We start from the raw sequence: 16297 nt of genomic DNA, 5'->3' as shown, positions 1-16297 counted from the left end.
CCGCCCTGACCTTCGATCAGAGCAGACCGGGACCCGGGCCGAGGTCCTCGAGATCTCGGCCACGATCGGCCCTACTCCGTGACTGCTCCGTCAGCCGCCGAGCAAGTCGCTCCAGCCGCCGATCGACAGCCTGGCGGGCGCGGTCGTACGACGACGGCAGCATATGGGTGTACATCTGCAGCGTGAATCCCGGATCGTAGTGCCCGAGATACTCGGACAGCTCCTTGATGTTGACCCCGTCCGCCAAGGTGATACTGGCAAAGTAGTGGCGCTGGGCATACATTCCTGCAGCGCCGTCGCTCTTGAATCGTCGACAGCCCATAGGCGCCGACGATGTCGGTCAGCCAGACAGCGAGCTCTGACGGCAGGATGCTCTTGACCATCCGCCGCCCGAACACAGGCTCCACATGAAGCCGCCACTTGGACTCGTACAGGATCTCACTGGCCGGGTCCACCGTCCGCGCCTTCGTCTCGAACGCTCGCGACCGCTCGTAATGCTCAAGATGCGATGAACCACGACCGTCAGAGCGCTGGAGCATCTGGAGATCAGCAACTCTCAAATCGACTGCTCCACCTGCGGCGGTGACATCCACTTTGGGTACGCGGTGGCAACACTCACCAACCGTGAGCGCTCGGAGTAATCATCGTTCTGACGTGCCTCGCCTACGTCGATTTGCGGAGGGCAGATGTCGTGGATGCCTAGGCGGCTGGAGCTGAAAGGTGGAACTATCCGGTTATGAGCGAGTCTGAGGACGTAGTGAGTGCGCGGCTGGTGGCAGTGTTCGACGAGGCTGACGCGACGCTGGATTGGGTCGAGTTGGCGGAGGGGCCGGCTGTGGTGCGACTGGCCAGGTTGCGTCAGGCACTGGTAGCCGCGGGCTTCGGCAGTTTGGCGATCGCGGCGATGACTCTCACGGTCGAGGGCGGGCCGGCAGTGCCGGCAGTTGTGAGCCGGAGCTGCCGAGAAGCTACAGACCTGCTCGACGATGCGATCGGTCCGCAGCTGGCTGCGCGATGGCGAATCGACGCCATCGCGGATCAGCTCAGTCCCGAAGGGCTCGGACTCGGTTCGGAGCCGGTCAGCGTTGCGGTGATGGAACAGGCCCTGGCCAGGATCGAGTCGATCATCGACCGAGCGGTCGGCGCGCTCGAGTTGATCGCTGAAGACGATTCCGTTCTACCGGAGCTGCGTGACGCCGCCGCAGATGCCGTTGTCGTGTTCGACGATCTCGAGGATCTCGACGACGTCGCCACCACCCCTGGTCCAGTACCGTCCCAACAGGACTGAACTCGGCCCAGCTCGGGAAGGTACTTGTAGATCGTCGAGCGGCAGACGCCGAGCAGTTTGACGATCGAGGTCATATCGCGCGCCATGGTCGTGACGTCAGCTGGCCGGGCTGTGACAAGGGGCGCTGGGCACACATGCCTAGGCGTCTCGTGCCAGCTGGGACCAGGAGCTAGCTGGCCGCGCCGCGCTGCGGCCGCCGCCTCTCCCGCAACTCATCCCTGCGCCTGGATCGGGGTGGATCGCCTGGACTCACAATGGGGTCCGCCTCCTGACACGTCAATGAGGCGGGCAACATGGCCACGATCCTGGCGCCCCGGCTGCGCGGCCCTCATCTGCACCGTCGGTCATTCCGCAGTTGTCGGGCGTCATTCACATGCCTCGGACCTGATCGGCTCAGTGCACTGGGATCCGGTCTTTGTTGGTGGCGAGCCAAGTGCTGAAGCTCTGTAGGGCTGGGTTGAGCGTGCGGGTCTGCTCGATCGAGAAGTCGCGGGCGAACATGTCCGTCTGTTCGCTGAAGTACTGGAACATGTTGGCGCCAAAGCAGCAGCCCTGACCTGCTTCGGGGAGGTGTTTTGGGCCTACGGTGCTTGTACGCCACGACGCTGTGCCCAGAAAGTCCCGGGATCGAGGCTCAGGTGATCGAGTGGCGCACCAGGATCCCGATGCGGTCGGCGACGTCGTATTGGCGCCGGCCGCGCATTTGCCGGTGACAGTCTCCTTGCCGAACACTCCCGCCGGCAATCATTCAGCAAACCCATGTGAGCCTTGTCCACAATTTCCGTCCGGTTATCTGTCGGCCTGCTTGGGCGTATGCGAACTGTTAGGTCCAGGGGTGTTGGGGCAGGGCATGGGCCTCGGCCGGGCTACGGGTGAGCTGGTGCGTACGGCGTACCCGGAGCCTCCGAGTGTTCTGACCCGCCAGGAGACGCAGATCGCGCGGCTGGTCGCGGAGGGTCTGTCCAACGCCGACACCCGATGGCCGGCCCGGGGTGTGTTCTGGGGTCGGACCGGGGGTTCTACTGAGCCGGAGTACGCCGGCCCGGATCAGACTGCAGCCATGGCAAGCAAGGTGCGCGAATTCGATGTGATCGTGATTGGTTCCGGGCCGGTCAATCACCGGGCGTTGCTGACGCACCAGGGCAAGGACCAGGCTCGCATCGCCGCACAGGTCATCCTCGACCAGGCTGCGGGGGAGTCGGTGGACGAAGCCACACCATGGAGTGCGCACCTGGCGAGCGCGGATCGATCAGCCGTCCCGCACGTTCACCTCGCCAGGGGCGGCGGCGCGAATCTCTATGCGGACGGCTATCGCGGCCGGGCCCGGATGGTCGTGGACGAGGACACTCGGTGCCTGCTCGGGTGACGTTTGTCGGCCCCGGTGTCACCGAGCTGCCGCACTCGGCGACGATCGCGATCGTCGGTCAGGTCCCGATCGAGCGGCTGTGGCACGCCGTACCGTCGTTCCCGACGATCAGCGAGACCTGGCTCCGGCTGTTCGAGGGGTACCAGAACTGACGATCCTGTCCTCCCTCGCGAGCTCCGGGGGTAGCGTGATGGCGTGGGTCCCGTGGAGCTGACCGGTCGGCGGGCCGAATGCGGTGTGCTCGACCAGTTGATCGGCGCTGTCCGCGCCGGCGAGAGCCGTGCGCTGGTCCTGCACGGCGAGGCCGGCGTCGGCAAGACCGCGCTGCTCGAGTACGTCGCTGCCCGCGCGGACGGGTGCCGGCTGGCCCGGGCATCCGGCGTCCAGTCGGAGATGGAGCTGCCGTTCGCGGGCTTGCATCAGCTGTGTGCTCCGGTCCTGGACGGCGTCGACAGGCTGCCACCACCCCAACAGGACGCGCTCCGGGTCGTCTTCGGCCTGAGCCAGGGCTCGCCACCCGACCTGTTCCTGATCGGATTGGCGGTCCTGAGCCTGCTGTCCGAGGCGGCGGCCCGCCGGCCGCTCGTGTGTCTGATCGACGACCAGCAGTGGCTCGACCGCAGTTCGGCGCAGATCCTCGCATTCGTCGCGCGCCGGATCGGGGCCGAATCCGTGGCCCTGATCTTCGCCACGCGGAAGATCGGTGATCTGCTCGACGGCGTACCGGAGTTCGCGATCGGTGGTTTGAACGACGCCGACGCGCGGACCCTGCTGAACGCCGTGCTCTCCGGGCCGATCGATCAGCAGGTGCGCGACCAGATCGTGGCCGACGCCCACGGGAACCCGCTGGCGCTGCTCGAACTGCCGCGCGGCCTGACTCCGGCGCAGCTGGCCGGCGGGTTCGGGCTGCCTGGCGCCGGCACCGTCGAGGAGACATTCGTCCGCCGGATCGCCGCCGTACCACCGGAGACGCGACGGTTGTTGCTGCTCGCCGCCGCTGATCCGTCCGGCGACGAGATCCTGGTACGACGTGCCGCGGCCCAGCTCGGGATCAATCTGGATGCGGTCGTGGCGGCGCGCGAGGCGGGGCTGACCGAAGGAGTGCCGAGACGCCGGTTCCGGCATCCGCTCGTCCGGTCCGCGGTGTACCGGTCGGCCTCCGAGGAAGACCGCCGGCAGGTCCACGCGGCGCTTGCGGACGCCACGGACCCGCGGACCGATCCCGATCGGCGGGCCTGGCATCGCGCGCAGGCGGCGGCCGGGCCGGATCCGGAGATCGCTGACGAGCTCGAACGGTCGGCTGGCCGGGCCCGGGCGCGTGGTGGGCTGTCGGCCGCGGCCGCGTTCCTGCATCGGGCCGTGACGTTGACTGTGGACCCGGCGCAACGGGCAGAGCGTGCACTGGCCGCCGCACAGATCGAGCTGCAGTCGGGCGGGTTCCCCGCGACGGCCGAGCTGCTGGAGCTTGCTGACCGGGAGCCGCTCACGGAGCGTCAGCGCGCCCGGGCGGATCTGATTCGCGCTCAGCTCGCGTTCGCCACCAGCCGTGGCAGCGACGCTCCTCAGCTGATGCTGCAGGCCGCGAAACGGCTCGAGCCGATCGACGTCGACCTGGCGCGGGCGACGTATCTGGATGCCATCTCCGCGGCGACCTTCGCGACTCGACTCGCAACGCCCGCCGGCGATCTGTCCGCGGTCGCCCGCGCCGCCGCGGCCGCGCCCCGGCCGAGCGGACCACGGCCCGGTGATCTGTTGCTGGACGGTACGGCGGCCGCGTTCACCGACGGCTACGCCGCGGGCGTGCCGACGCTGCGCAAGGCGCTCGCGGAGTTCGGCGCCGGCATGTCGATGGAGCAGGAGCTGCAACTGTTGTGGATGGCAACTACCACGGCGATGCGGCTCTGGGACGTCGATCGCTGGCAGTGGTTGTCGGACCGGCACATCCAGTTGGCCCGCGAGGTCGGTGTCGTCAACGATCTCGCGCTCGCACTGGCCGGTCGCGCCTACGTGGCCCTCTTCACCGGCGACCTGGTCACGGCGGCGGCGCTGACGGCGGAGGCGGAGTCGGTCAACGAGGTGACGGGCGGCAACGTGACGCCGTACGGACTGCTCGGTGTCGCGGCGTTCAGCGGCAACCGGTTCGAGACCGAACGGCTGGTCGCGGCGACGGCACGGGATGCGATCGAGCGCGGTGAAGGTATCGGGCTGACCATCGCCGGCTGGGCCGCCGCGGTGCTCGACAACAGCCTCGGGCGCTACCAGGACGCGGCCGTGACCGCGGCCCGCGGCTTCGAGCACCCGGGCGACCACGCCGTCTATGTCTGGACACCGGCCGAGCTCGCTGAAGGCGGTGCCCGCAGCGGACAGATCGACGCCGCCGAGCAGGCCTGCCGCAGGCTGGACGAGATGGCCGATGCGGGCGGCACGGACTGGATCCTCAGCGTCCGGGCAAGGAGCCGCGCGTTGCTGACCGGAGCCGGCGAGGCGGAAGCGTTGTACCGCGAAGCAATCCGCCGGCTCGACGGTACGGCGCTCCGCGTCGATCTCGCGCGGGCACAACTGGTCTACGGCGAATGGCTCCGCCGCGAACGCCGCCGGCTCGAGGCCCGCGAACAGCTGCGGGCCGCGCACACGAGCTTCGAGTCCATGGGAATGACCGCCTTCGCCGAGCGCGCCCGGCGTGAGCTGAAAGCAGCCGGTGGGACCGCTCGCAAACGGGTCGTCCCGGCGCAGAGCGAACTCACCGCGCAGGAGGCCCAGATCGCCCGGATGGCTCGCGACGGGCTGTCCAATCCCGAGATCGCCACCCGCCTGTTCATCAGCGCGCGGACTGTCCAGTACCACCTTCGCAAGGTCTTCACGAAGCTGGGCATCACTTCGCGGAGCCAGCTGACCCAGGTTCTTCCCTAGCCGAGCCTCTTCTCCGTGGAGGTGGAGAAGAGGTGCAGCCTGTCGGGGTCGGGGGCCAGGTGCACGAGAGTGCCTTTGTCGTTGTGCAGGCGGGTGCCGATGCGGGCGATGATCTGCTGGTTCTCGGCGTGGTCTGCGGTCCCGTACAGGAACGCGTCCGAGCCGAGCTCTTCGATCACGGCGACCTTCACCGGCAGACCCGCGTCGGCGATGTGCAGCGCCTCCGGGCGGATGCCGAGCGTCAGGGTCTTGTCGTCGCCGGCCTTGGCCAGCAGGTCTCGGGCGACGGGTACGACGTAGTCGCCGATCTTGGCGCCGCCGTCGACGATCTCGGCGGTGATCAGGTTCATCGCGGGCGAGCCGATGAAGCCGGCCACGAACTTGTTCTTCGGCCGGTCGTACAGGTTCAGCGGGGTGTCGACCTGCTGCAGTACGCCGTCCTTCAGTACGGCCACGCGGTCGCCCATCGTCATGGCCTCGACCTGGTCGTGAGTGACGTAGACGGTGGTGACGCCGAGGCGGTGCTGCAGTTCGGCGATCTGGGTGCGGGTCTGGACCCGCAGCTTGGCGTCGAGGTTCGACAGCGGCTCGTCCATCAGGAAGACCTTCGGGCTACGCACGATCGCGCGGCCCATCGCCACCCGCTGACGCTGACCGCCGGACAGTGCCTTCGGCTTGCGTTCGAGGTACTCCTCGAGGCCGAGCAGCTTGGCGGCCTCCATGACGCGCTTGGCGCGCTCTTCCTTGTGGATGCCCTGCATCTTCAGGGCGAAGCCCATGTTGTCGGCCACCGACATGTGCGGGTAGAGCGCGTAGTTCTGGAACACCATCGCGATGTCGCGTTCCTTCGGTGGTGCGTTGGTGACGTCGCGGTCGCCGATGAAGATCGAGCCCTCGTTCACCTCTTCGAGCCCCGCCAGCATCCGCAGCGCCGTCGACTTACCCGAGCCCGACGGCCCGACGAGCACCATGAACTCACGATCCTCGATCTCCAGGTCGAGACTGTCGACCGCCGGAACGTCGGTGCCGGGATAGATCCGAGTGGATCCCTTGAACGAGACAGTTGCCATGTCGCACTTTCCTCCGTTGGGCGCGAGCTTCCTGACGTTGCGAGCCTCCTCCGGAACCGGCCGCGCTCGCATCTGTGAGTGTCCCGGGGGTGCCCCGGGGTACTCACAGATGCGCCGCAATGCCCGTCCGTAGCACGCTCGGAGTACCCGAGACCGATGATGTGGAGGACGAGCCCGATGGCGGTGACCCGAGGTTTTCAGGGGCGGCGTGCCACGGCGGATTCGTCGCGGCCGGTCACGTGGTCGTGGGAGGAGTTCCGGTCGCTGCCGGCCGAGACCTTCACCGTCGACATCCACTGCGTGACCAAGTGGTCGAAGCTCGACACCAGCTGGCGCGGTGTTTCCGTCGACACGTTGCTGGACGCGACCTCGCTCCGGGCGGAGTACGTCACCGCGTACTGCGACGGCGGGTACACCACGAATCTCCCGGTCGCGGATCTGCGCGGCGGACAGGCCTGGGTGGTCTTCGAGTACGACGGGCAAGCCCTGCCGCCCGTCCATGGCGGACCGGCGCGGCTGCTGGTCCCGCATCTGTACTTCTGGAAGAGCGCGAAGTGGATCCGCGGACTCGAGATCCGCGAGCACGACGAACCCGGCTTCTGGGAGATGTACGGCTACCACAACTACGGAGATCCATGGCGAGAACAGCGATACCAGGGCGACTGACCTGGCAGCAGGCCACCGTGGTGGAGACGATGTTCGAGACCCCGCAAGTGAAGAACATCGCCTTGACGGTGCCCGGGTGGCCCGGCCATATGGCCGGCCAGCACGTCGACGTACGGCTGACGGCACCGGACGGATATCCCGCGGAGCGGAGCTACTCGATCGCGTCGGCGCCGGAGGACGGGCACGTCGTACTCAGCGTCGAGCGACTCGACGACGGCGAGGTCTCGCCGTTCCTGGTGGACGAGCTCCGGGCCGGGGACGTACTCGAGCTCCGCGGTCCGGTCGGTGGGTACTTCGTCTGGGACGAGCCGCTCGGCGGACCGCTCTTCCTGGTCGCCGGTGGCTCCGGCCTGGCGCCGCTGCGAGCGATGATGAGGCACCATCGGGCGACCCGCAGTGAGGTTCCGGTCCGGGCGCTGTGCTCGGCCCGATCGCTCGAAGCGCTGCTCTATCGGGAGGAACTGATGGACCTTGCGGCGTGCGACCCGTTCGACATCTCGATCACGCTGACCCGGGAACAACCGAGCGCCTGGCGGGGGTATCGCCGCCGGATCGACAGCGACCTGCTGGCCGAGGTCGCCTGGTCGCCGGCGGATCGCTCATTGGCCTTCATCTGTGGGCCGACCGCATTCGTCGAGACCGCGGCAGCCGGGCTCGTCGGCCTGGGCCACGATCCGGCCCGGATCAGGACGGAACGCTTCGGCGGAACAGGAGTGCTGCCATGACGAGGTACGACGGGAACGCGATCGCCGGCACGCTGGAGGCCATCTTCGGCGGCGACATGACGACGGCGGGCTGCACGTGCGGCGGCTGCGGGCGGTCGGGTGTCGTTGCGGAGGTGGCGGTCTACCTCGATGGCCCGGGGTTGGTCGCCCGGTGCCCGTCCTGCGACCACGTCCTGCTGGTCGTCACCCAGCGCCGAGGCATGTACTGCGTCGACCGGGCAGGCTTTGCCCAGTTGTCCACTCCGTCAGCTCTTGCGTAGGTCTGGCGCTGGGCAGTCGACCAGCAACCGGCGAGCGCAGTCCCAGGTGCGACGGAACATCTTCTGAACCCGTTCGCTGCTGCGGCCGAGCAGCCGTACCGCAACACCACACGAGTTCGGGAGTTCGGTAGCGCCCAGAACGGTGTCAGGCTCTTCGACGAGGGCAGTCGTGGCTGGGGCTGCCGCCCCCCGGGGGGACGGCTAGGGATGGTTACCGAGGCGAAGCCGTAGTCCGCTCGTCCAGGCTGGAGCCGACCGAGAACGATCCCGAGTCCGAGGAGTCGCTGAAGGACATGGCGATGAAGCCCGATGAAGAGGTCATGGGCGGCGGTTCGGAGTAGTACCGGTAAACCTGATCACAGTGAGGACGAGCTGATGGCATTGAAGCTCGGCACGTTGCTGCCGCAGAACTGGCAGTACGTCCCAGGCACAGATCTGATCTCGGCAGCGAAGGCGGCCGAAGAGATCGGGTACGACAGCGTGTGGGTGTTCGAGCGGGTGCTGTACGCCCAGGATCAGACCGGAATCCACAAGCTCACGGAGTACGGCGACGGGACCTGGCCGGAGCTGTACCGCCAGGTGATGGATCCACTGGTCGCTCTCTCCATGGCAGCTGCCGTCACCAGCCGAGTGGAGGTCGGTACTGCGATCGTGGTCCCGCCGCTGCACATGCCATTCCGGCTGGCTCGGTCGTTCGCCTCGATCGCGGCGGCCAGCGGCGGCCGTGTCGTCGCCGGTCTGGGTAGCGGCTGGTCGGTCGACGAGTTCAGCGCGACCGCCCCGCGGCCGATCGCGGAACGCGGCGCGGCATTGGACGAGTTCCTGGACGTGGCGGCCGCGATGTGGGCCCCTGACCCGGTCTCGTTCAAGAACGAGCGGTACACGGTGTATCCGGCCGAGGTCGGGCCGAAGCCTGCCGAGCAGATCCCGGTGTTCCTGGGCGGCCCGAGCCGGCGGGCGCGAAGCCGAGTGGCTCGACGGGCGTCCGGCTGGATGCCGAGCCTCTTGCCTCCGGCCGACGTGACGTCGAAGTATCGCGAGCTCTTGAAGATGGCCGACGAGTACGGCCGGGATCCCGGCGAGCTCAGCTGCCGGTCCCTGGTCGGACTCAGTCCGTTCGGCGAGGTGCCTGCGGCCGGAAGAGCGCCGTACACAGGCAGCATCGACCAGGTCCTGGACGACCTCGCCGAACTCGCCGCCGGAGGGGTCGACGAGGTCATCCTCACCCTCCCGTTCATTGCCAACGGCATCAATGAGCTGAACGACCTGGCGGCCGAGTTCCACGCCAAGTTCCGGCTCGCCGGCATCTGACCAAGGAGTTCGGCCTGTGTCTTTGCTGCAACCTGGCGACGCTTTTCCAGAGCTTTCGCTGACCGTGCCCGGCGGGGGAGTAGTCAATGTCCCTGAGGCGTTCGACGGCGAGTACGGCGTGATGCTGTTCTACCGGGGATCGTGGTGTAACTACTGCAACCACCAACTGCGCGCCTTCCAGCGCGCCCGCGCCAGCCTGGCCGACGTCGGGATCAGAGTCGCAGCGTTGTCCGTCGACGACGAAGCGACGACCGCCGGGCTGATGGAGAGACACCGCGTGACCTTCCCGGTCGGGTACGGCGCCGACGCCTGCGCAATCTCCGACCTCACCGGCGCCTTCGTCCACCACGACCCGCTGTACCTGGAGTCCACCGGCTTCGTCCTGAACCCCGACGGCAAGGTCATGGTCAGCGTCTACTCCAGCGGAGCCATCGGCCGCCTGATCCCCGAGGACGTCGCGGGCTACATCCGCCACGTCCAGGAGCACGCACCCTCACCGGTCTGATGGCCAGCAGTCGTAGCACGCGGTGAGTTCGTGGAGCGAGGCGCTAAAGCGCGACTACGCGAGATGGCATAGTCACAATTCGTGCAGAGCAGCGGTTGGTTGCTTGCCATTCGCCGGAACGGTCTGATGATGTTGCCGCCTCGCAGTTGAGCATGCCGAGGGGCGGAGGCGGCGGATGTCACACAGCGTTGAGGACGCGCTGCAGCAGGCGGGTGAGGCGTTGCGGCGGGCGGTCGACGTACTGCGTCGTCGTCCGGCCGATGAAGTCGCGGCGAAGTCGCTGGTGGGGGAGTTCCACGAACTACGCAGCTTGATGTCGACCGCGGCGCTCTTGATGAAATCCTTCGAACTGACGCGTTTCGCGGCAGTCTCGGAGAGCGGGCGTGATGCGTTGGAAGCTGCCGACGCCAGCCTGAGCGCGGCCCTCGCCTATCTGAACCAGGCAGCGGGCGAACTCACGGCCGCCAGGCAGTCACTCGACTCCCTGCTCTGACGCCGATCCGCCTTTGCGGGCTGTTCAGGCGTCGACGGCAACGAACTCGAGTTGGATGTTGTCGATGTCGCGGAAGACGATCGTCGAGTAGACGAACGGCTTGGTCTGGCTCTGGATGCCCGAGTGCGCGACGCCCAGCTCGTCGAGCCACGCCGCCCAGGCCTCGAGGCCGTCGCGGCCCTCGACCTGCAGCGAGATGTGGTCGAGACCGGTCCGGATCTCGTCGAACTCTTCGCCTTGGTTGGCCTCGTTGTGGTGCAGTCCGACGGCTACCCCGGTCCGGGGCTCGAGGACAAGGTTTGCGTATCCGGTCCACTCACGCCCGTAGTGCGGTAGGTCGCCGTTCACGACGGTTGCCTGGAAGACCCTCTGGTACCAGGCGATGCTCGCCTCGAGATCGCGGACGGTGAAGGCGAAGTGGTGCATCCGGCTGATCGCAGGCGTGGTCGGTTCACTCATCGTAGTGACCCCTCTCGGGTGGTTGGGCGACCTGAACGCTAGAACGGAGCCGTTGACGACGAGTGGACACCGCGTTCAGTCGGGATCCACTGGGTGTCAACTGCGTCTTCGTACGGTGGCGCAGTACGCCGCTATGAAAGGACCGGTCTGTTGCTGACCCACGCGTACCGACCGCAGTGCGCGGCCGAGGAGCGGCGGCACACGCCCGAGTGCGACACCAGGAGCACGAAGCTGACGCTGTTCGCGTTGGCCCTCGGCACGTTCGCCATCGGCACGGGCGAGTTCGGGAGCAACGGCATCATCCAGTTGTTCTCGTCGGATCTCGGCGTCACGATCCCGCAGGCGACGTACGCCGTCACCGCGTACGCCGTGGGCGTGATGATCGGCTCCCCGACCATCACGATCCTGGCGGCCCGGCAGAACCGCAAACAGCTCCTGCTCGGACTCGTACTGCTGTTCCTCGTCGGCAATCTCCTCTCGGCGATCGCACAGAACCTCGGCATGCTGATCGCCGCTCGCTTCATCACCGGCACCGTCCAGGGCGCGTACTTCGGCGCCGGGGCGGTAGTCGCGGCCTATGTCTACGGTCCGGGCAAGGGCGGCAAGGCGTTCGCGACCGTGATGGGTGGCCTGACGGTCGCGACAATCATCGGGTCGCCGCTGGGCACCTTCCTCGGACAGCACGTCGGCTGGCAGGCGCTGTACGTCGTGGTCGCGGCCATCGGCCTCTGTGCCGGCGCGGCTGTCCTCGCCTGGGTCCCGACCACACGGGACCTCGACGGCGGCTCTGTCTCGCAGGAGCTCGGGGCGTTGCGCCGGCCAATGGTCTGGGTGGTGATGACGGTCGCGGCGCTCGGCATCGCCAGCATCTTCGCCGTCTACACCTTCATCGGCCCGTTCGTGACCGACGCGGCACTGGCGGGGGAGTCGCTGATCCCTATCGCGCTCGCCGTGTTCGGCGTCGGCATGGCGGTCGGCAACCAGATCGGCGGTCGGCTGGCGGATCGGTACGAATACCGTGGCCTCGTCATCGGGTACGGCGGCGTACTGCTGTTCCTGATCACCATCGGGGCGGCCGGCGGAACGACCTGGGTGCTGCTGGCCGCCCTGTTCGGAGTGGGCGCGACAATGATGCTCGCCATCCCGACGATCCAGGTCCTGCTCACCCGGTACGCGCCCGAAGCGCCCACCCTGATGGGCGCACTGAATCTCGCCTCGCTGAACCTCGCGAACGCACTGGGAGCCATCGGCGGGTCGATCACCCTGAGCGCCGGACTCGGCACGCTGTCGACCGTCTGGGCCGGACTTGTTCTCACGGTAACCGGTCTCCTGCTCTTTGCCGCGACGGTTCCGCGCGTCGCACCGCCGGTCCGCGCAGCGGTTGCCTGAGCCAACCTTTTTCGTACTACCTTCCGGCGCGGCGATGGGCTTCAATGGTCAGGCAGGAAGCAGTCTCATCGACCCAGGTGGAGCCTGCGTGGCCGGGCCAATCCGTTCCGTCGACGACGGTCGCGAGTCCGTCGACGCTGGATTGCGCCTCCAGATCCTCGGGCCGCTGCGGCTGTGGCGGAACGGCGCCGAGCTCGCAACCGGTCCGCGTCAACAGGCCTACTTGCTAGCTCTCCTCCTGGCGACGGTGGGTCAGCCGACCAGCACCCACGAACTGATCGACCTGATCTGGGGAGACGATCCGCCACGGAGCGCCCTCAACGTGCTGCACAAGTACGTCGGTTCGCTGCGCCGCCTGCTCGAGCCCGACCTCGCGGCGCGAGGAAGCGGGTCCTACTTGCAGCGCCACGGCAGCGGCTATCTGTTCGCGACCGGTCCGGGCATGCTCGACCTGGCCGACTTCCGTGAGTACTGCGCGCTCGCAGGGGCCGAGTCGCATCCGGAAACCGCGCTGGACTGGTATTCACGCGGGGTGCGCCTGTGGCGCGGGCCGGCAGCCGAGGGCATGGACCACGGGCCGGGCGCGGAGTCGATCTTCGCCGGATTGGCGGCCGAGTACTTCGATGCCTGCGTCGCCGCCACGGAGATCGCCATCTCGTTGGGACACCCGACGCAGGTGCTGCCGTCCCTGCGCCGCGCCGCCACGATGGCGCCATTGCACGAACCCGTCCAGGCCAGTCTCGTGCGTGCGCTGGGCGCGGCCGGTCGGCAAGCGGAGGCGCTGGAGGTCTATCGGACGGTTCAAGGCCGGCTTGCGGAGGACCTCGGCATCGACCCCGGTGAGGCTTTGCAGGCTGCGCAGCAGCGCGTACTCCGCCGTACGACAACCCAGTCGGTGGGGCAGCTCGTGGACGGTGAGTCATTGGGAGGTGGTCTGGTCGGCCGTGCGGAGGAGCTTGTCCAGGTGCGGCAGCTGGTTGGTTCGGCCCTCGGCGGCGGCTCCGGCGTACTACTCGTGGAGGGTGAGCCAGGGGTCGGGAAGACCCGGCTGCTGGAGCAGGCCGCCGCGGAGGCGGGCGCCCGCGGAGCGTTGGTTGTCTGGGGCAACTGCCTTCCCGGTGACGGTACTCCGTCGATGTGGCCGTGGGTGCAAGTCGTCAGAGCGATCGCGGATCGCCTGTCTGCAGGCGAACGCGAGACGGTGCTGAACGACGAGTTGGCGCGCCTGCTGGAGCCGAGCGACGCTGCACTCGACGGTCAGCTGCCTCCGGGAAGCAGTGCGCAGTTCCGGCTCGCCGAGAGTGTGGTTGCGATGACCGGCAAGGTCTCGGCGCGGCAACCCGTGCTGATCGTCATCGACGATCTGCAGTGGGCCGACGTCGCTTCCTTGGACTTGTTCACGCACCTGGTGGACAGGCTGCCCGGCGGCGCGGTCGTGATCGGCGCGCTGCGGGATCGAGGACCCGCTCCACACCCCGAGGTGGCGCGGACGCTCGCATCGGCGAGTCGGCTGCCCGGCCATCGCCGTACCAGACTCGGGCCGCTTGACGTCGCCGAGGTCGGCGAGCTCGTTCGCCGCGAGACGGGCGCGGTTCCCGATGCTGGTGTGACTCGGCGAATCTTCGAGCGGACGGCGGGGAACCCGTTCTTCGTCCGTGAACTCTCGCGCTATCTAACCGGCCGGGGCGGGCTCACGGAGGACGCGGCGATGGTGCCAGAGCCGCCGTCGACCGTGCGGGACGTGGTCAGGGACCGGATTGCCGATCTGGACGACGACGTACTGCGGCTGCTTCAGCTCGCCGCTCTGATCGGCCGGGAGGTCGAGCTCGACCTGCTCGCTCGGGCGGCCGGTCTGACCGTCGAGATCTGCCTTGCGCGACTCGAGCCACTGCAGGCTCTCGGTCTGATTGACGTGGTGGCCGGTGATCCGTTCTCGTGTTCGTTCGCGCATGACCTGGTGCGTGAGGCAGTCGTCGGGATCATGCCGACGCGGCAGGCGACCGAGCTGCATCTGCGGATTGGAACAGCTCTCGAGTCGGTCGGCGGCGAGGAGGTCGCCGAGCGACTGGCCTACCACCTGTGGGCCGCGGGTCCGCTCGTCGAACCGGCGCGGATCGCGAACGCTCTCGTCGCCGCGGGCCGCTGTGCCGCGAACAAGTCCGCATTCGAGGCGGCGGAGCGGCACTTGGAGCGGGCGGTCCGGATCGCCCGCTCAACTGACCTGCCGGAGCTCGAGCTGTCCGCACTCTCGCAGCTCACCTCTGTCGTCGGCATGCGAGTCGGGTACGTCGGTTCCGCGCCGGACTTGCTGGAACGCGCGGAAGCCGTCGCGCGCAGACTCGGCCGGGAGCCGACCGCCGCCGACTTCCTCTTCACTCGCTGGATCGCCAGTACGCAAGGGATGCAGATCAACCGCGGAGGGCGCCTGGCTCGACGGTTGCTCGATCATGGCGAGGCGTCGTCCGACCCGGTCGTGCGTGCGTACGGACTCAGCGCCTGGGGCGTTCACCAGTGGGACATCGGCAATGTCGGCGAGGCCTACCGGTGCCTGAACCGCATCGACCGCGACACCTTGGACAAGCTCGCGCGCCGCGAGACCGATCCACTCCGACGCGATCTGCACCTGAACTGGCCACCGATGCACGCCATGCTGACCGCCGTACACCTCGATGACCTGGACGGATCGCGGAAGCTCCTCGACACGTTGGAGGCAGCCACCGACGATCCGTTCGCGCTCTCGATCTGGGCCTACTTCGCCTCGATGGCCGGCGTAATGGCAGGCGATCCAGTCTGGGCTTTGCACGCTGCGGATCGCGCCGCAGCCGCCGACCCCGAACATGTCTACGCCTACTTCGGCTCGCGCGTCCGGATCGAACGCTGCTGGGCGATGGCCCTGCTCGGCAACGATCCGGCCGGGGCAGCCGAGGAGGCCGAAGCCATCATCGCCAAGACCCTCGTCAACCCGCCGCGCACCGGCCTGGCCTACTTCTACGCCCTCCACGCCGAAATGCTCCTCGCAGCCGGAACCCCATCCAAGGCCGGCGCCGTACTAGACCAGGCCGACCGCAGCCTCGACACCCACGGCCAGCGCTACGCCGAGAGCCTCCTACACCTCGTCCGAGCCCACCAACTCCAAGCCACCAACGCCCCACTCGCCACAATCCGAGCCGCCGCCACCGCAGCCCACACCACCTCCACCACCTCCGAAGCCCGCCTCTTCACCCGCCGCACTGCACAGTTCCTCGCCACTCTGGAGTAGCCAGCGTCCATCCGCTTATCGTCGACAAGCACACCGGCGCAGCTGGCGCACCAGCTCGCTCGAACCGACGGCGACGAGCGATCTGCACCGATCGATGCGAAGTCCCTTAGGACCGAGCGTTGAGTGCCGTCGGTTTGCATTGCAGCTTCCGCGATCCGACTGCGGGTATCGGAGATTGGCAACAGCTCCGGGATACCGAGAAGTCGTCGGCAATCGAACCTGTCTACAACAACCTTGCCGCCGGAGCCTTCCACCGCCACCCTCGAAGTAGGGGATGCTGCCGGACGTGGAACTTGCGTGGCGAGGGGGCTCGACAACGCGACCGAGGTTAAGATTGCGGGACAGTCGATCCAGATTGCGCGGGAAAGACTGGACGTACTGGACAAACTGATCGGGCAGATGGAGCGGGCACAGGCCTCACTCAGCGTGCGGAATTTCGCGAAGGCGACCTCTTCCGCACAATGCGCGTTGGACTGCGAGTTCATGCTTACGTGCTGTCGATCCCTCAGAGGGTGAGCACCGTCCTTGCGTCTCGTCTCGAGGTGTACGCCGATCGGGAGCGCACTCAGCCGCGGCATGACATTCATGCGGTTCTG

The 16297-nt window shown here is 67.7% G+C and carries 16 protein-coding genes; 12 read left to right on the top strand and 4 right to left on the bottom strand.

What is annotated here, in order from left to right; all coding sequences use genetic code 11:
* Positions 1-16 precede the first annotated feature (16 nt).
* Positions 17-247, bottom strand: a complete 231-nt coding sequence (locus tag FDA38_RS31225; protein ID WP_233715024.1) for a hypothetical protein — start codon at positions 245-247, stop codon at positions 17-19.
* A 489-nt stretch (positions 248-736) separates the two neighbouring features.
* Between FDA38_RS31225 and FDA38_RS31220 the strand changes: the two genes are divergently transcribed.
* Complete coding sequence (locus FDA38_RS31220) at positions 737-1288, top strand: hypothetical protein (RefSeq protein ID WP_137257673.1); 552 nt, start codon at positions 737-739, stop codon at positions 1286-1288.
* A 393-nt stretch (positions 1289-1681) separates the two neighbouring features.
* On the opposite strand, the gene FDA38_RS42420 is transcribed toward FDA38_RS31220, so the two are convergent.
* Positions 1682-1819: a hypothetical protein gene (locus tag FDA38_RS42420; RefSeq protein WP_170989932.1), complete on the bottom strand. Its 138-nt coding sequence runs from the start codon at positions 1817-1819 to the stop codon at positions 1682-1684.
* 304 nt (positions 1820-2123) lie between these two features.
* Here FDA38_RS42420 and FDA38_RS42750 point away from each other — a divergent pair, with 304 nt between their 5' ends.
* From FDA38_RS42750 to FDA38_RS31210, 3 genes are read left to right on the top strand one after another with little or no spacing between them, the layout of a single operon-like run.
* Positions 2124-2654, top strand: a complete 531-nt coding sequence (locus tag FDA38_RS42750; protein ID WP_202877912.1) for a helix-turn-helix domain-containing protein — start codon at positions 2124-2126, stop codon at positions 2652-2654.
* On the top strand, positions 2639-2806 hold the full coding sequence (locus tag FDA38_RS31215) for a hypothetical protein (protein WP_202877911.1): 168 nt from the start codon (positions 2639-2641) through the stop codon (positions 2804-2806). The genes FDA38_RS42750 and FDA38_RS31215 overlap by 16 nt, the downstream gene beginning before the upstream one ends.
* Positions 2807-2849: 43 nt before the next feature.
* Positions 2850-5564, top strand: coding sequence for an ATP-binding protein (locus FDA38_RS31210; protein ID WP_202877910.1), 2715 nt, complete (start codon positions 2850-2852; stop codon positions 5562-5564).
* Here the strand turns inward: FDA38_RS31210 and FDA38_RS31205 are convergent.
* On the bottom strand, positions 5561-6634 hold the full coding sequence (locus FDA38_RS31205) for an ABC transporter ATP-binding protein (protein WP_137257672.1): 1074 nt from the start codon (positions 6632-6634) through the stop codon (positions 5561-5563). The two genes, FDA38_RS31210 and FDA38_RS31205, sit on opposite strands and share 4 nt — an antisense overlap.
* Before the next feature lie 177 nt (positions 6635-6811).
* Between FDA38_RS31205 and FDA38_RS31200 the strand changes: the two genes are divergently transcribed.
* From FDA38_RS31200 to FDA38_RS31175, 6 genes are all read left to right on the top strand, one after another.
* Positions 6812-7300 (top strand): molybdopterin-dependent oxidoreductase, encoded by a 489-nt coding sequence (locus FDA38_RS31200; protein WP_233715023.1) that lies wholly within the window; start codon positions 6812-6814, stop codon positions 7298-7300.
* Positions 7270-8025: a ferredoxin reductase gene (locus FDA38_RS31195; protein WP_137257670.1), complete on the top strand. Its 756-nt coding sequence runs from the start codon at positions 7270-7272 to the stop codon at positions 8023-8025. The genes FDA38_RS31200 and FDA38_RS31195 overlap by 31 nt, the downstream gene beginning before the upstream one ends.
* The gene (locus tag FDA38_RS31190) at positions 8022-8285 is read left to right on the top strand and encodes a DUF6510 family protein (RefSeq protein WP_137257669.1); all 264 of its coding nucleotides are present in this window, start codon (positions 8022-8024) and stop codon (positions 8283-8285) included. Before FDA38_RS31195 ends, FDA38_RS31190 begins: the two co-directional genes overlap by 4 nt.
* 375 nt (positions 8286-8660) lie before the next feature.
* Entirely contained in the window at positions 8661-9596 is a 936-nt protein-coding gene (locus FDA38_RS31185) for a TIGR03619 family F420-dependent LLM class oxidoreductase (RefSeq protein WP_137257668.1), read from the top strand.
* Between the two features lie 16 nt (positions 9597-9612).
* Positions 9613-10101 (top strand): redoxin domain-containing protein, encoded by a 489-nt coding sequence (locus tag FDA38_RS31180; protein ID WP_137257667.1) that lies wholly within the window; start codon positions 9613-9615, stop codon positions 10099-10101.
* A 175-nt stretch (positions 10102-10276) separates the two neighbouring features.
* Positions 10277-10594 carry a hypothetical protein gene (locus FDA38_RS31175; protein WP_137257666.1) on the top strand — a complete coding sequence of 106 codons (318 nt, stop codon included), beginning with the start codon at positions 10277-10279 and terminating at the stop codon, positions 10592-10594.
* 24 nt (positions 10595-10618) lie between these two features.
* Here FDA38_RS31175 and FDA38_RS31170 read toward each other — a convergent pair whose 3' ends face one another.
* Positions 10619-11053, bottom strand: a complete 435-nt coding sequence (locus FDA38_RS31170; RefSeq protein WP_137257665.1) for a VOC family protein — start codon at positions 11051-11053, stop codon at positions 10619-10621.
* 93 nt (positions 11054-11146) lie between these two features.
* Between FDA38_RS31170 and FDA38_RS31165 the strand changes: the two genes are divergently transcribed.
* The gene (locus FDA38_RS31165; RefSeq protein ID WP_233715022.1) at positions 11147-12442 is read left to right on the top strand and encodes an MFS transporter; all 1296 of its coding nucleotides are present in this window, start codon (positions 11147-11149) and stop codon (positions 12440-12442) included.
* An 88-nt stretch (positions 12443-12530) separates the two neighbouring features.
* Positions 12531-15701, top strand: coding sequence for a BTAD domain-containing putative transcriptional regulator (locus FDA38_RS43500; RefSeq protein WP_202877909.1), 3171 nt, complete (start codon positions 12531-12533; stop codon positions 15699-15701).
* The last annotated feature ends 596 nt before the right edge of the window (positions 15702-16297 follow it).

The organism is Kribbella jiaozuonensis (genome assembly GCF_005233875.1).
Lineage (GTDB): Bacteria > Actinomycetota > Actinomycetes > Propionibacteriales > Kribbellaceae > Kribbella > Kribbella jiaozuonensis.
The sequence above is the reverse complement of the archived record's forward strand: the minus strand, read 5'-3'. Positions and strand labels throughout refer to the sequence as shown.

Excerpts from the sequence above, each read along its gene's own strand:
- FDA38_RS31200 (WP_233715023.1), top strand. The coding sequence starts at position 6,812 with ATGGCGGTGACCCGAGGTTTTCAGGGGCGGCGTGCCACGGCGGATTCG.
- FDA38_RS31185 (WP_137257668.1), top strand. The coding sequence starts at position 8,661 with ATGGCATTGAAGCTCGGCACGTTGCTGCCGCAGAACTGGCAGTACGTC.
- FDA38_RS31205 (WP_137257672.1), bottom strand. The coding sequence starts at position 6,634 with ATGGCAACTGTCTCGTTCAAGGGATCCACTCGGATCTATCCCGGCACC.
- FDA38_RS31170 (WP_137257665.1), bottom strand. The coding sequence starts at position 11,053 with ATGAGTGAACCGACCACGCCTGCGATCAGCCGGATGCACCACTTCGCC.
- FDA38_RS31175 (WP_137257666.1), top strand. The coding sequence starts at position 10,277 with ATGTCACACAGCGTTGAGGACGCGCTGCAGCAGGCGGGTGAGGCGTTG.
- FDA38_RS31195 (WP_137257670.1), top strand. The coding sequence starts at position 7,270 with ATGGCGAGAACAGCGATACCAGGGCGACTGACCTGGCAGCAGGCCACC.
- FDA38_RS31220 (WP_137257673.1), top strand. The coding sequence starts at position 737 with ATGAGCGAGTCTGAGGACGTAGTGAGTGCGCGGCTGGTGGCAGTGTTC.
- FDA38_RS31190 (WP_137257669.1), top strand. The coding sequence starts at position 8,022 with ATGACGAGGTACGACGGGAACGCGATCGCCGGCACGCTGGAGGCCATC.
- FDA38_RS42420 (WP_170989932.1), bottom strand. The coding sequence starts at position 1,819 with ATGTTCCAGTACTTCAGCGAACAGACGGACATGTTCGCCCGCGACTTC.